This window comes from Enterococcus sp. LJL99, from assembly GCF_054871725.1.
Genome location: NZ_JBTXLT010000003.1, coordinates 65,273 through 80,917, shown reverse-complemented (window position 1 = coordinate 80,917; position 15,645 = coordinate 65,273). Strand labels below are relative to the sequence as shown.

Here is a 15,645-nt window from a genome sequence, read left to right as displayed (position 1 = left end):
ACGAAAATTAGATTTTTAATTTTTGTGATTGGTCGCTTATTTTATTAGAATTTGTTTATATTTCAATGTTTTTAGTATTATTTCCCCAATATTTACTATTAGTTCTATAATTGATTTAAATGATCCTCGGTATCAATATCATAATAGTTAATGGTTGTTTCATTTGTATCTAATGTTTTTGATGTAAAAGATAGCCCCATACCAGTTTGAACAACTAGCGTGCAATTAGATAAATCATAACCAGACCAAAATCTTGTATAATCAGACATTGAATCCGTTCTTTTTTCTCTTCCTAAACCTCTAGGAATGATTAACGGTCTAAAGATAGCATACAATGTATTGAAGCCTTTAGCAGATTCAAATTCATCAATCAGGTTTTTATAGAAAAAACTACGAATAAATCTAGACGGTGAAGTATAGTCACCTGGGATTCCGAAAAGACCGTAGCCAACACCGTTTTCGATTGGTTGTAACGTGATCTCTTCATTTATTTTTTTTTCAACGACACTTTCATTTTCTAAACCAATGTAATTTCTGATATTCACTGTATGATAATCATATTCAGGGCTATTTGTCATTACACCTAAATAATCATAAATTTTGAATGAGCCATCTATAACAGGTTCTAAAACAATCCCTTCGCCAGTTCTATCAATAAATGAATAGTGTAAAGGAAACTGTAAAGGTGTGCCTTGGAAGATATAGGGTTGATCAACAAGCGTTAATTCCATATAATGGGCACGAATTTCCGCAACACTCTTGAAATTAGTTAGAATATACGTGACAAATTCTTCACCTAAAATCGGGATGTTTCCTTTTTCCAAGATAGCTATTTTACTAGATCGAGTAGCTTCCATTAATACTTGAGTATCACCAGCTAGACCATGTTCATTGATGCCATCATACAAAATAGGTGTATCTTTTGTTCCAACTCCGATGATAGAATACTTAGAAGTCCATGAATCTAATTGACTGTCAATAAGGGTATTCTTTGGTATAGAAGTAATTTTAACATTGCCATCTAAACCTGGGTCTTCACCAAACATTGAAATATTTAAATCCATTGTACGACCAAAAAAGATATCACCGTTTTTTGCTGTAATTTTAATTCCAGTACACATATTAACACTCCTTTTTTATTTTATACTGTAGCAGATAATCGATTATTTATAAACTATTATTTCAGATAATTTACTAAAAATTAGAAATATGATTAATTGTTTATCTGTTTTTTTTCTATTTTCAAAGTAAATAGAAAAGCAACTAAGCATAAAAGTGTTGCTACAAAGAAAGCAGCCCGATAACCTCTTAAAAGATTTTGTGCATGAGAAGTCGTCGTTTGATGCGTCGATATGAGCGTCATTACACTAATCATTACAGCTGTGCCTAGCGAGCTTGCAACTTGTTTAGCTGTTTTATTGATAACAGATCCATCACCTAATTCTGAATCTGGTAGAGAATTCATGCCAAAAGTTGTAACTGGCATCATAACCATGGAAATACCTAATAGTCGAAAAGCATATAGAATAATGATCAAAATCATTGGTGTGGTGGCTTTAATAAATGTAAATGGAAAAGTAAATATAGTTAGTAGTAACATACCAGTAATGCATAAATTACGGGCTCCATATTGATCAAATAATTTTCCGGAAATTGGACTCATTATACCAAGTATCAATGCGCCTGGAAGTAAAGATAGTCCCGAAACTAATGGAGAGAAATGACGAACATTTTGGATATACATAGGAATAACTAATTCAAAACTAACCATCGCCATATTTGTAACGGCAACTAGCAAGCATGAAAGTTGATAATTTTTTTGTTTAAAAGGTTGTAAACTTAAAAATGGAGTTGCACTTTTTTTCTGTCTAGAAATAAATAAAAATAACAAGATTATTCCTACGCTCAGGCTAAAGAGAATAGTAAGTTTAGATGTTTTTTTCATGGAAAAAATCGATAAACCATAAAGTAATAGACCTAATCCGAAACTTGATTCAATAACTGAAGGAATATCGAGCTTTGTACGACTGACTTTTAATACAGGTTTCATAAAAAAAATAGCTAATAGGAGAACGAAACTAATAAGTGGAATAAGTATTAAGAAAAGGAAATGCCACGAATACTTTGTCAAAATTAAGCCGGATAGAGAAGGACCGATTGCAGGTGCTAATCCAATTACAATACCAGCTAGACCCATAATGGAACCACGTTTATTTTTGGGAAACAATGAGAGTAAAACTGTTTGAAAAAGGGGCATAGAAATACCTACACCAATTGCTTGAACCATTCGACCAAATAACAGTGCGAAAAAAGTAGTAGAAAAATAACAAAGTATGGTTCCTAGTAAAAAAGTTACTAAAGAAAAAATATATAAGTATTTTGTATTTATCTGATGTAATAACCATCCCGAAATAGGAATAGTAATTCCTGCAACAAGGAGAAAGCCAGTTGTTAACCATTGGACGTAGTCAGCACTTATTGAAAAATCTTTCATTAACGAAGGGTAGGCAGTTGTTAGTAAGGTTTGATTCAAAAACATGCAAAAGGTACCGAATAATAGCGTAATTACAAGAAGAAATTTTTGTTTAGTTGTCATAGCCATAAAGACACTCCTTTAGTTATCACTTTTTCTCCTATATTAGAGGATACTAAGGATTATTTTTGTGGAATTATGACGAATGTAGCGACAAAATTTCCTGAAATAAACCATTCTGTAAAATAATAAAAACTATCAATAGTTTGAGTAATTGTGAATAGAGCGGTGCCTATAAAAATCTAAAAATAGGGATATTGCTTTCTAATTATTCTTATGTTATCATTCTTTTAAAATAAGGATTGTAACTGGTCGTGCAGGCAAAACCTCATAAGAAGGCGTTTTCTTTTAGAGAACGGCTTTTTTGAGGTTTCTTTTTTGCGTAAAGGAGGGGTACTTATCAAAATTGTAAAAATTTTAAATAATAATGCTTTTATATCCTATGATGACAATGGAGACGAAGTGATTGTGATGGGAGTAGGGCTTGCTTTTGGAAAAAAGAATGGGCAACAAATTAAATTAGATGGTCGATACAAAATTTTTTCTAATTCAGATACTAAGATTAATGATCGATTTAAAGCGGTTTTTTCCAATATTTCAGAAGAATACTTAGCTGTTACAGAAAGAATCATCTTTCTTTTAGAGAAGGAATATAATAAGAAAATTGATGACATTGTTTATGTAACTTTGGCAGAACACATCCACGGAGCTATTGAACGTTCAAAAAAAGGAATAGAAGTAAAAAATCCATTATTAATGGACATACGACGTTTATTTAAAGATGAATTTGAAATAGGGCTACTAGCGTTAAAAGAAATCGATACTGAATTTGGTGTTTCGTTTGCGGAAGATGAGGCAGCATATATTGCGCAACATTTAGTGAATGGGCAGCTAGATCATCTAGTGGACATTAATGATATTTCAAAATTGATGCAAGAAGTAATTAATATTATTAAATACACTTTTCGGATGGAATTTAGTGAAGACTCGATTTACTATCATCGATTTGTAACTCATTTGAAATTTTTTGCTCAACGGATTATTGAACATCAAGTCTATAAAAGTGAAAATGATGATATTTTTGAAGTGTTTAAGCAAAAATATGTAAGTAGCTATGAATGTGTTGTGAAAATTGCTAATTTTTTAATGCAAAAATATAGCTATTCAATAAATACAGATGAACAATTATATTTAATTCTTCATATAGAAAAAATCACCAAAAATGCACAATTAATAAACTAGTAAGGGATGGGAAATATGGATTATCAAAAAGTTGCGGAACAAATTTTAAAAAAAATCGGTGGACCTGAAAATGTGATTAGTGTGGTTCACTGTATGACTAGATTACGGTTTGTGTTAAAAGACGAAACCATTGTTAATGATGAAGCAGTTGAAAATACACGAGGTGTTTTAGGAGTAATGAAAAAGGGTGGACAATACCAAATCATTATTGGAAATGAAGTTAACGCTGTGTACAAAGAAATTATTAAATTAGGAAATTTTGAAGTAGCAGGTGTGAATGAACCTGAAAAACCAAAAGAAAAACAAAATATTTTTTCTACAATTTTAGATGTTATTTCAGGATGTATGGCACCTGTTATCCCAGCTTTGATTGGGGCGGCAATGATCAAAGTATTATTGACGGTTCTACCAATGATTGGTTGGTTAAGTGAAAGTAGCCAGACCTATCAATTACTTTCGGTTATTGGTGATGGCGCATTTTTCTTTATGCCTGTTCTAATTGCAGTCTCTGCCGCAGCAAAATTCAAAACGAATGCCTATTATGCAGCAAGTATAGCATTAATAATGCTACATCCGAATTTTATCTCTTTAATGGATAATGCCAAAAATGCTGGTGAAACTGTTCGCTTTTTTAATCTAATTCCGGTTACGTATGCTTCATATGCCTATTCAGTGATTCCGATTATTTTATCTGTATGGATTTTGTCTTATATTGAGCCTTTGGTTGATAAGATAACGCCAGCGGTAACTAAAAACTTTTTGAAACCGATGCTAATCCTTTTGATTACAGCACCTATTGCTTTAGTTATTGTAGGTCCATTAGGAGCAATGCTTGGAAATGCACTTTCTACGATTATCTATACAATTCACGATAAATTAGGGTTTATAGCAGTCGGGTTAATTGCAGGTATTTATCCATTTATTGTTATGGCTGGCATGCATCACGCATTTACGCCAATAAAATTAAGCATGATAGCAACAACGGGTTATGAAGCATTTATTTGTATTGCTGAATTTTGTTCTAATATGGCACAAGGAGCAGCTGCACTTGCTGTTTCAATTAAATCAAAAAATAAAGATTTAAAGCAAGTAGCTGGTTCTTCTGCCTTTTCAGCATTACTTGCTGGAATAACAGAACCTGCTCTTTATGGTGTTACTGTCCGTTTGAAAAAACCGATGCTAGGGGCCTGTATTGGAGCTGTTATTGGGGGACTAGTCGGCGGCTTTTTCCAATTGAAGGCATTTGGTGTAGCTACGCCTGCTTTAATCACTATTCCTCAATATATAGAAAAAGGTAGACCAGAATCATTGATTTATATTTTAATAACTGCAGTGGTGACAATTGTTGCTTCATTTGTCGCAACTTATTTAATTGGGTTTGAAGATATTAAAGATTCTGCTTATGAAGAAGAAATTGAGGAATCAACAATTGAACCTTTAACAATAAATAAAAAAGTCTATAGCCCTATGAACGGAAAAGTTATACAATTAAAAGAAGTAAATGATGTCACTTTTTCAGATAACCTTTTAGGAAAAGGGGCGGCCATCATTCCAAATGAAGGCAAAGTAGTTGCGCCATGTGACGGAAAAATCGATGTGTTTTTTGAAACAGGTCATGCAATTGGAATCACAACTTCTACAGGAATTGAATTATTAATTCATGTAGGGCTAGAAACAGTTAATTTGAATGGGAAATATTTTACTCCTCAAGTAAAAGTAGGAGAGGAAGTAAAAAAAGGCGATACATTATTACTTTTTGATTTAACAAAAATTATCGCTGAGGGATATGATGTAACAACACCAATTGTTGTTACTAATTCAAATGATTTTATGGAAATCAACGTTACAAAATACGGTGAAGTGAAAGAACAAGATGAGTTATTAGCAATAATTTGAAAGGAAGAAACGAATGAATAAAATACAGATGCCAAAGGGCTTTTTATGGGGCAGTGCCTCAGCAGCTTATCAAATTGAAGGAGCCTACCAAGAAGATGGAAAAGGGTTATCCAATTGGGATGAATTTGTAAAAATTCCTGGGAAAACATTTGAAGAATCAACAGGAGAAGTTGCGGTAGATCATTACCATCGCTATAAAGAAGATGTTGCGTTAATGGCCGAGATGGGACTGAAAACCTATCGTTTTTCAATTGCATGGACGCGTATATTTCCAAATGGTCGTGGAGAAGTAAACCAAAAAGGACTAAAATTTTATGAAGAACTAATTGATGAATGTTTGAAATATAACATCGAACCAATGGTCACTTTATATCATTGGGATATCCCTCAAGCGTTAGTAGAAGAATACGGCGGTTGGGAAAGTCCTCAAATCATTACTGATTTTGTTCACTATGCGACAACGTTATTTAATCATTTTAAAGGGAAAGTCAATTATTGGATAACAATCAATGAGCAAAATATCTTTACTAGTTTGGGGTGGATGACAGCGTTACATCCGCCTGGTAAGTTCGATGATGAAAAAACATTTTATCAAGTAAATCACCATGTTTTCTTAGCGCATGCCAAAACAGTGATTGCTTTTAAAGAAATTATACCTGATGGAAAAATTGGTGCTAGCTTTGCCTATAGTCCTAGCTATGCGATAGATTGTGATCCTATCAACGCGATGTCTAAAGTCGATTTTGATAATTTAAAAAATTATTGGTGGATGGATGTTTATGCCTATGGTCGCTATCCGAGAAATGCGTATAACTATTTAGAGAAAAAAGGTGTAGCACCTAAAGTTACGAAGGAAGATCAAGTGCTATTAAAAAAATCCGCTGGTTTGATTGATTTTATGGGTGTCAATTATTATCAGACAAGTGTTTGTGCATACAATCCGATAGATGGTGTAACCCCTTATGGAGAGATGAATACTACTGGTAAAAAAGGAACTAATCAAGTGACTGGTGTTCCAGGACTCTATAAAAATCCAAGCAATTCTTACCTAGAAACAACGGATTGGGATTGGACGATTGATCCAATGGGACTACGTTATGCATGTAAAGAAATCACGAGTAGATATGATTTACCAATTATTGTTTCTGAAAATGGCTTAGGAGCATTTGACAAAGTAACGGATGACAAACAAATACATGATCCTTATCGAATCGAATTTTTAGCAAAACATATCGAAGAGTTAATGATTGCAGCAGCAGAAGGCTGTGAAATTTGGGCGTACTGTACATGGTCATTTACCGACTTACTTAGTTGGTTAAATGGGTATCAAAAACGTTATGGATTTGTCTATGTTGATCGAGATGAAGCCGGAGGATCATTGAATCGTTACAAAAAAGATAGTTATTATTGGTATAAAGAAGTTATTGAAAGTGACGGTCAGAGTATTTAATGTAAATATACAAATAAGTTAGACATTGGATAAAGTACTTAGCTACTTAGTTTACTGATTCTAGGGGTAATTAATTAAGTTAAATAAACTATTAAAAACTAGCTATGGTAAAAATTAAATTTTTGCCATAGCTAGTTTTTAGTCAATTTATTAAGTTAAGTTTTACCGTGTTTTAGATTGTACGTCTTAGAATTCTTGATAAATAGCTGGATCTTGTTGGTTGATTCTACCAGTTGATTGAGTCAAACCATCAATCAGACGAAGCTCTTCTTTGGTTAATTCGAAATCAAAAATAGCTAAATTCTGTTCTTTTCGCTCAATATGAGAAGCTTTAGGAATTGGTACAACATTTGATTGTACTTGCCAACGTAATATAATTTGAGGAATTATTTTTCCATGGGAATATGCAATGGTTTCAATAATTTCATTTTGTAAAACAGCATTCGCTCTACCTAACTGACTCCATGCTTCTGTAATAATACCTTTAGAGGCATCTAATTTACGTTACTTTTCTTAATTAAAGAATGGATGCAATTCGATTTGATTAACCACAGGTAATTCACTAGTTTCTGTTTCAAGTCGCAATAAATGTTCTGGTAAAAAGTTGCAAACACCGATTGATCGGATCCAACCCCATTTCTTTGCATTAATTAAAGCCTGCCAAGCTTCGATATAATGATTTTCTTGAGAATTGGGTCAGTGGATTAAATAAAGGTCAAGATAGTCTAAACCTGTTCTTAAACCTGACTCTTGAATAGTAGCTAAAGCTTCTTTGTATTGATGGTGGTGGCCAGGTAATTTAGAGGTAACGGTAATTTGATCACGGGGAATACTGCTATTACACACTGCTTGACCAACTGCGCCTTCATTTTCATAACTAAAAGCATTATCAATTAAACGATATCCCGTATTTAATGCAGTTTCTATTACACGTGCACCTGTTGATCCGTTCAAGGAGTATGTACCGAAATCAATACATGGGATAGAATAGCCATCAGATAAATGCAATGTTTGTTCAATCATATCAATTTTCCTCCTAAGTTAGTATAATTTTACTATAGCATAGCTTATTTTTTGAGTGAATGATTTGTTTTAATGAGTAGTTAAAATCAGACGACTAAAACTAGTTCTTTCATTGCTTTTATTTGGTTTAATCAGTATGATTTAAGTATATGATAAATAGAAAATGGGGCGATTGTATGTATCAATTAGTTATTAGCGATATGGATGGAACGTTAACCTTTAATAAAGAACAAAATAATGAATATGATCCTGCGAACAGCAAGTTACCAGAAAAAAATAGAGTTGCACTTATAAAATTTTTGAAAATGAATCGTACCTTTGCGGTTTCTACAGGGCGATTACTTCCAGATATTTTAGCTGCTACAGACCCTGTTATTCATGAGAAAATGTTTAAAATCACTCAAAATGGCAGTTTTATTTTTAATAGAGAAAACCAACTTATTCACAAAAATGTATACACTAAAGAGCTACTTTTTATTATTTTAAATCAATTAGAACAAGAAAAAATACCGTATGCCTACTCAACCTATAATACTCATTTTTATAAAAAAGAATTAGATATTACACTTATCGATAAAGTATTCGGTAAAATTACACCAAAAATTGAACGTCAAACTACCAATTCTATCTCTGAAGAAGTGGCTAATGTCTGTGTTGTTTCCAAAAATAAAGAGGAGACTAAGAAAAAATTTGAAATATTAACCAAACTTCTAGATCCACAAGTAGTTAATTTTCAAATCACTGGTCCTTATTCTATCGATATTAATCCCAAAGGAGTTAGTAAAGGGGAAAGTGCGGAATATTTAGCAAATTTACTTACTATCAAATATAATGATGTTGCAGTTGTAGGTGATTCATTTAATGATTTATCAATGTTTCAAAATTTTGAACATTCATACTGTATGAGTCATTCAGAGGAATCGTTACAAAAACAAGCAAAATATGTAATTGATATGTTTTATGAAGTTCTAATTTAGTCGCTTTAGGATAAGGTGTGTAAAAAGGGGAATTATATGGCTGATTACGAAAATGGACTTGAAGGAACTTGGCATATTATCGCAACAACTTTTCCAATGTGGACAAGTGGCAATAGAATACATCCGCAAATTACTTACGAAAAAATGAAGAGCTCTCCATTAACGTTTAAGGATACCGTTTGTTATAAGCAAAAGAATAGGCTGAAAACAATAATTGGGATAGATACTCTTGAAGAAAATGAATTTATTTGGAGAGGAGCAGGACTTTTAAAATTACTAAAAAGTAAATGGACTGTTATATATATAGATGAGCAAGTACTAATAATAAAATTTGCAAAGTCCTTGGTGACACCAGCAGGAGTAGATATTTTAATAAACGAAAATACGAATGTCACTATAAATCAAACATATATTCAAGAAAAATATCAAGCTTATTTAAGTAAAGAGCTGTTTGCAGAGTTAACTTGGTTGGAAAAAAGAATGTTTAATTCGATATATTTTTAGAATAATTTTATTATACAAATAAAAAGATTTTTATTTTACATTTAAATTGAATTAGTTTAAGAAACTGTTGTTTATCATACAACAGTTTTTTTCTTTTTTTTAATAAAAGTGATTTTTATTTATACATCAACGTTTATCTTATGTCTATAACTTTTCCTTTTTTTGGAAAATAGAATTACATAAATAATAACAGGCATTATTAATTCAAGAAATATTAACAGGAAAATATATGTATAATCATAATATATTTGTTTTTTTGGGATATACTATTTTTTTTGCGCACTCTTATATTTAAAAAAATTAAAAATATATATTGCGTTTAAATTTATTATAAATAAAAGAATTGGAGAGGGATAAATGAATAAGAAGAAATAAGGTTGGGACAATCAGTTAAAAATTTACGTTTAATCTATCAAGAAGGTTACGATAATTTGATAATCCATGATCGATTAAAATAACGTACCCTAGTTAAAACATCAAAATATTTGTCGAATTATAAGACAATGCTAAATTTTTTTATTACTAACGTTAAAAGGAGAATGTCTATGAACAAAAAAAATATATTTCTAAGTATTTTATTTGTCTTTTTATTTAGCGGATCTTTTATGCAAGCTGAAGCATCAGAAAAAGAAACTGCTCAAGAATTTCCACTAATTTATGGTGTCCACAAGGGAAAAGCCTTAAAAGATGGAACGACTGTTGATCCTGAAGTGGAACTAAAAGATTTTTCTAATCTAAACGACTTAAAGCAACTATATATTATTCAGGATGAAAATGATCATGAATATTTTTGTATGCGACGCTATATTTCATATCCGCAAGGAAACTCTACTTATTTCGTGAATGGAAAACCAGCTTGGGTCGATCCTAATGATATGACTATCAATGCTGGTTCTCTTCCAGACATTGAAAAAAAGAACAAAGCGGCCATTGCTTGGTTGATTGAAAACTATTATGAATCAATGAATCAGACTAAACCTAGTACACTCGATGTATTTGAAAAAGCTACTATGGAAACAAAATATGCGGCAACGCAATTAGTTATTTGGCGCTATACGAATCCAAGAACAATGCTTAGTGATTCATATGCTAGAACAATCAATAATAATGAAATCACAAAGCAATTACTTGAAACCGCCGAACAACAAAAAGAAACTAATGTTGTTGATTATGAAGAATTATATAAAAAAATCGAAGAGGCAAAAATCAATATTGAACCTATTGAGACTCAAGGAACAGATAAAGATAACTATCTGTACTCTGCAGTAGTCAACGGACAAAATATTGATGATTCAATTATGGTAAATGTCGATCAAGATTCGTTCGGGTTGACATTTGGTTGGATTCCACATGGACAAACGATAGAGCAAGATATTACAAATGAAGTAGAATATACAATCACGAAGAATGAAACTGGGGCCAATCAACTAGCAGTGATCAACTTTAAAGTTCCTAAGAAATATATAGAAAGCACTGAAAAAGGAACGTTGACAATGAAAGGGAATGCCCAAATCGAATCTAAGCAAAGTTATATTTTGTATTATCAAAGCTACAATGGCTATCAACCAATTGGATATTATGGAAAAATGAAAAAACACCTAACGGATTATCGGAAGTTAGATTTAGGTGATTTGACAGCTTTTAAAGCCCAAAAAGAATGGGATGATAATAATGATCAAGATGGAATGCGACCGAAACAAATCTATGTTGCTTTATATCAGAATGATGTTTTGTATTCATCTGATAACCCAAAAGTTCTGAATAAAGAAAATAATTGGACTGCAACATGGGGTGGATTGCCAATCAAAGATTCAAAAGGAAATATATATAAGTATACAGCAAAAGAATTATTTGATGGCCCTGACAATGAAAAAATTGAAACACTTAATGGTTATGAAACAGAAACAGATTATCCAGATGAAGACGACGGAACGATAGTTATCTTTAAAAACAGCCACATACCCGAAAGGACTAAACTAAATGGTCAAAAAATGTGGGATGACAATAACAATCAGGATGGAAAACGACCTGATAAAATCACTGTTCATCTATTAGCTGATGGAAAGATCATCCAGTCACAGCAAGTTAATGCTCTAGGTGATTGGAGTTATGAATTTAATGATTTACCTGTCTACAAAGATGGAAAAAAGATCGAGTATACAGTGACAGAAGAAGCTGTTCCAGAGTATGAAACAAGTATTGACGGAACCACAATCACCAATCATTACAAACCCGAAGTGACAGAGTTAAAAGGAAATAAAAAATGGGATGACGAAAATAACCAAGACGGGAAACGTCCAAAAGAAATAACGGTAAATCTACTAGCAAATGGCGAAAAAGTAGCAACGAAAAAAGTAACCGAAAAAGACAATTGGAGCTACGAATTTACCAATCTGCCTATTTATAAAGACGGAAAGAAAATAGACTATACAGTGACAGAAGAAACGGTTCCAGAGTATGAAACAAGCATTGACGGAACCACGATCACTAATCGTTACAAACCCGAAGTGACAGAGTTAAAAGGAAATAAAAAATGGGATGACGGAAATAATCAAGATGGCAAACGCCCAGAAGAAATAACGGTAAACTTACTAGCAAATGGCGAAAAAGTAGCTTCAAAAAAAGTGACCGAAAAAGATAATTGGAGCTACGAATTTACCAATCTACCTGTCTATAAAGATGGAAAGAAAATAGACTATACAGTGGTAGAAGAAGCTGTTCCAGAGTATGAAACAAGCATTGACGGAACCACGATCACCAATCATTACAAACCAGAAATTACTGAGTTAAAAGGAAATAAAAAATGGGATGACGGAAATAACCAAGACGGTAAACGTCCAGAAGAAATAACGGTAAATCTACTAGCAAATGGCGAAAAAGTAGCTTCAAAAAAAGTGACTGAAAAAGATAATTGGAGTTACGAATTTACCAATCTGCCTGTTTATAAAGACGGGAAAAAGATTGAGTATACTGTAACGGAAGAAAAAGTTCCAGAGTATGAAACAAGCATTGACGGAACCACGATCACCAATCATTACAAACCAGAAGTAACCGAGCTAAAAGGAAATAAAAAATGGGATGACGGAAATAATCAAGACGGCAAACGTCCAGAAGAAATCACGGTAAATCTACTAGCAAATGGCGAAAAAGTAGCTTCAAAAAAAGTGACTGAAAAAGATAATTGGAGTTACGAATTTACCAATCTGCCTGTTTATAAAGACGGGAAAAAGATTGAGTATACTGTAACGGAAGAAAAAGTTCCAGAGTATGAAACAAGCATTGACGGAACCACAATCACTAACCATTATAAGCCCCAAAAGACTAGTATAACGGTTATCAAACGTTGGAAAGATAATGATGATAAAGAGGGTGTTCGTCCAGAGGATATTCAAGTTCAGCTGTATGCAAAAGGCAATAAACATGGAGAACCTGTAACCTTGAATGAAGCGAATCATTGGACATACACTTGGAATGATTTAGATGTAGCCGAAAATGGTGTGGTCATTATTTATTCGGTGGATGAACTCACGAATAATCCAAACTACGAAACAACAATTGATGATTCAGATATGCATAATATCATCATTACAAATACTAAGAAACAAACACCACCAAAACCCAACGAACCTGATGAACCAAACCAACCAAATGATTCGACACCATCTGTGCAAAAACCAGTGACAGGTAATTTACTAAATACTGGTGAAAAAGTATCGAAATGGTTACCAATTATTGGCGGTATTTTGTTTTTAAGTGTGATTATCTCTATTGTGATCAGAAAAAAACAAGGGAAAGAAAGTAAATAATAAGAAGGATGGTATAAAAATAAAACCTTTGAATGAAATGACTAGGAAAAAGCGATTAGCTCCGATAGTCAAGTAGATATTAAGTAACAATCACTATAGTATCGAATGATTTCCACTTATTTTAGGTGATAATACAAAATTAAAAACATTTTTGTTTAGTTTTCAAAGATAAAGTGAATTAATATCGGATACAGAAGTACCATCATGAAAATAAGTGATAGACTACAAGGATTTTAGCAATGATTTTCTTAATCTATCACTTATTTGTTTTAGTTAAAGTATTTTTAATAAACGTTTTTAGGGAAATAAAAAGACAATAGGTTCTATTACGTGGAAATAAATTATTTTCAATCATTGTTTTAGTAGATGGTACTCTATATTTATTGTTACCGTAAATTGTTTGCGTTAAAATCGAGTTCAAACAACTAGATGATAAAAAGAAAGGAAAACGTTATGAGTGAGATATTTAATTCGATAGCTTCCAGGTATGATACACCTGAGAGAGAATTTGTAACAAGTATCATTTCCATAAGAGTAAAAAAAAGAGTTGTTAACTACGGCTAATTCTAAAATGTTAGATTATGGTTGGGGAACGGGTTTGGTTAGTTTACCACTTAGAGATAAAGTGAAGCTGTTGACCATCATGGATTCTTCAGAACAAATGATCCTTCAGGTTGAAGCTAAAATCAAACAAAAATGGCGAATGTTCTGACAAAAGTTGATCAGTTGAATTATTTGACCTATCCGATGCATTTGTCTGTTTAAAAGTTTTGTTATAAGTAGAGAAATTAAAGCTAACAATTTATGAGTGGTATTTGTTTTTTATGAAAACAATGAATAAGCGACAACTCACGAAATGATTAGAAACACGAACAGTTTTCATTCAATGGTGAATGATTTCTACTAGGTGTTTTCCAAATTTTTGTGAGTTGTTGCTTATTTTTTACTGGAGTTGGATATCGAACTTCTTTACTAGCTTTTGAAAAACATGACTAAATACAGAAATTTGTTAATTGAGATGATAATTTTTATCAAAAAATATAAAAAAAGTTTAGAATTAAGGATATAATAGAAGGTGGTTCTATAGTACAAAAAACTGTAACCTTTTTATCAGATAAAAGGTATTAGAAGTGAGGAGAACAATGAATAAAGGCAAAGGGACACCGTTGGATATTGAAGAAATAATAGAGACATATGCTGATATGGTATATAGAATCGCTTATGTACAAATGAAGAAAAAAAGTGATGCAGATGATATTTTTCAAGAAGTATTTTTACGATTAGTTAACTATATAGATACACTTCAAGGAGAAGAGCATATCAAACCATGGTTAATCAGAGTCACCATCAATTGTTGTCATAAACAATATAATTCAGCGTGGCGTAAAAAAACAGTTGCTATGGCAGATGAGCAATTTGCTGAGGAAGTCGTAGTTAAAGATGATGAGTTAGAAAATGTATTAGAAGCATGCTGGGAGTTACCAGAAGCGCAAAGAATCGTCATTCATTTGTTTTACTTAGAAGGCTATTCCATTCGTGAGATTAGTCAGTTGTTGGAACAATCAGAATCAAGTGTCAAGACAAGGCTTTCAAGAGCTAGAGGTGCGTTGCGGGATTTATTGAAAGGAGATTTAGTCAATGAAGGGAAAATATGAGGAAGAATTATCTAAAATAAAAGCTCCTAGAGAATTAATTGAACGAACAAAAAATGAAGTACGCAAAGAAATGATTAAAAAAGAAGCAATTGATTCAACATCTAAGCAGACTAATCGACCAATCATTAAAATAAATTTTCGTTATATGGCTATTGTCAGCGCAGCTGTTTTAGTCATTGTAATTGGAGTGATTAAAACGCAAAATAATATATCTGTTCAGGAAATTGCAGAAACAAATGTTTCATTAAATCCAACATTTGGTAGACGAACGGAGCAAGAAACAAAAGTCACCGATTCGATAAAACTAATTTCTTCTAAAGAGAAAACGATTATTCCAGATTTTTTACAAGAAGTAAAAGCAAGCAAAGTAAAAGGACACCAAATACTGATTGCTAAAGATAAACTTGGAAATTATTATGCAGGTTATGAAGTAAATGGAACCTATTATTACGTGACAGGAACAAAGGTGACTGAAAAAGAATTCGTTGAGTATTTAAAAAATAAATTTTAGTTTGTAACCTTTTTATTGGTTGTGGGGTATTAGTAGTAGAAAGGTAAT

11 protein-coding genes and 1 pseudogene are annotated in these 15,645 nt (G+C 32.2%); 9 read left to right on the top strand and 3 right to left on the bottom strand.

From position 1 onward, the window contains the following. Positions 1 to 104: 104 nt before the first annotated feature. Together ACYSNW_RS05695 and ACYSNW_RS05690 are read right to left on the bottom strand one after the other, a co-directional pair. The gene (locus ACYSNW_RS05695) at positions 105 to 1,121 is read right to left on the bottom strand and encodes a linear amide C-N hydrolase (RefSeq protein WP_461743509.1); all 1,017 of its coding nucleotides are present in this window, start codon (positions 1,119 to 1,121) and stop codon (positions 105 to 107) included. Positions 1,122 to 1,213: 92 nt separating this feature from the next. Next, a complete protein-coding gene (locus ACYSNW_RS05690; RefSeq protein WP_461743804.1) occupies positions 1,214 to 2,596 on the bottom strand; it encodes an MDR family MFS transporter in 1,383 nt (460 codons plus the stop codon). 315 nt (positions 2,597 to 2,911) lie between these two features. On the opposite strand from ACYSNW_RS05690, the gene licT reads away from it, so the two are divergent. The 3 genes from licT to ACYSNW_RS05675 are packed head-to-tail and all read left to right on the top strand — an operon-like array spanning position 2,912 to position 7,121. Beyond that, positions 2,912 to 3,775, top strand: coding sequence for a BglG family transcription antiterminator LicT (gene licT, locus ACYSNW_RS05685; protein ID WP_461743508.1), 864 nt, complete (start codon positions 2,912 to 2,914; stop codon positions 3,773 to 3,775). A 15-nt stretch (positions 3,776 to 3,790) separates the two neighbouring features. Then, positions 3,791 to 5,671, top strand: a complete 1,881-nt coding sequence (locus ACYSNW_RS05680; RefSeq protein ID WP_461743507.1) for a beta-glucoside-specific PTS transporter subunit IIABC — start codon at positions 3,791 to 3,793, stop codon at positions 5,669 to 5,671. A 13-nt stretch (positions 5,672 to 5,684) separates the two neighbouring features. Then, positions 5,685 to 7,121 carry a glycoside hydrolase family 1 protein gene (locus tag ACYSNW_RS05675; RefSeq protein ID WP_461743506.1) on the top strand — a complete coding sequence of 479 codons (1,437 nt, stop codon included), beginning with the start codon at positions 5,685 to 5,687 and terminating at the stop codon, positions 7,119 to 7,121. A gap of 186 nt (positions 7,122 to 7,307) precedes the next feature. Here the strand turns inward: ACYSNW_RS05675 and ACYSNW_RS05670 are convergent. Continuing rightward, a pseudogene (locus ACYSNW_RS05670) lies at positions 7,308 to 8,144 on the bottom strand (aldo/keto reductase). 149 nt (positions 8,145 to 8,293) lie between these two features. On the opposite strand from ACYSNW_RS05670, the gene ACYSNW_RS05665 reads away from it, so the two are divergent. The 6 genes from ACYSNW_RS05665 (at position 8,294) to ACYSNW_RS05640 (ending at position 15,597) form a co-directional block, all read left to right on the top strand. Beyond that, positions 8,294 to 9,121 (top strand): HAD-IIB family hydrolase, encoded by an 828-nt coding sequence (locus ACYSNW_RS05665; RefSeq protein WP_461743505.1) that lies wholly within the window; start codon positions 8,294 to 8,296, stop codon positions 9,119 to 9,121. Positions 9,122 to 9,157: 36 nt separating this feature from the next. Continuing rightward, positions 9,158 to 9,625 (top strand): hypothetical protein, encoded by a 468-nt coding sequence (locus ACYSNW_RS05660; RefSeq protein ID WP_461743504.1) that lies wholly within the window; start codon positions 9,158 to 9,160, stop codon positions 9,623 to 9,625. A 545-nt stretch (positions 9,626 to 10,170) separates the two neighbouring features. Beyond that, positions 10,171 to 13,431, top strand: coding sequence for a Cna B-type domain-containing protein (locus ACYSNW_RS05655; protein WP_461743503.1), 3,261 nt, complete (start codon positions 10,171 to 10,173; stop codon positions 13,429 to 13,431). Positions 13,432 to 13,978: 547 nt separating this feature from the next. After that, positions 13,979 to 14,143, top strand: coding sequence for a hypothetical protein (locus ACYSNW_RS05650; protein ID WP_461743502.1), 165 nt, complete (start codon positions 13,979 to 13,981; stop codon positions 14,141 to 14,143). A gap of 430 nt (positions 14,144 to 14,573) precedes the next feature. Beyond that, entirely contained in the window at positions 14,574 to 15,086 is a 513-nt protein-coding gene (locus ACYSNW_RS05645; RefSeq protein WP_461743501.1) for an RNA polymerase sigma factor, read from the top strand. Continuing rightward, on the top strand, positions 15,070 to 15,597 hold the full coding sequence (locus tag ACYSNW_RS05640; RefSeq protein WP_461743500.1) for a hypothetical protein: 528 nt from the start codon (positions 15,070 to 15,072) through the stop codon (positions 15,595 to 15,597). Before ACYSNW_RS05645 ends, ACYSNW_RS05640 begins: the two co-directional genes overlap by 17 nt. The last annotated feature ends 48 nt before the right edge of the window (positions 15,598 to 15,645 follow it).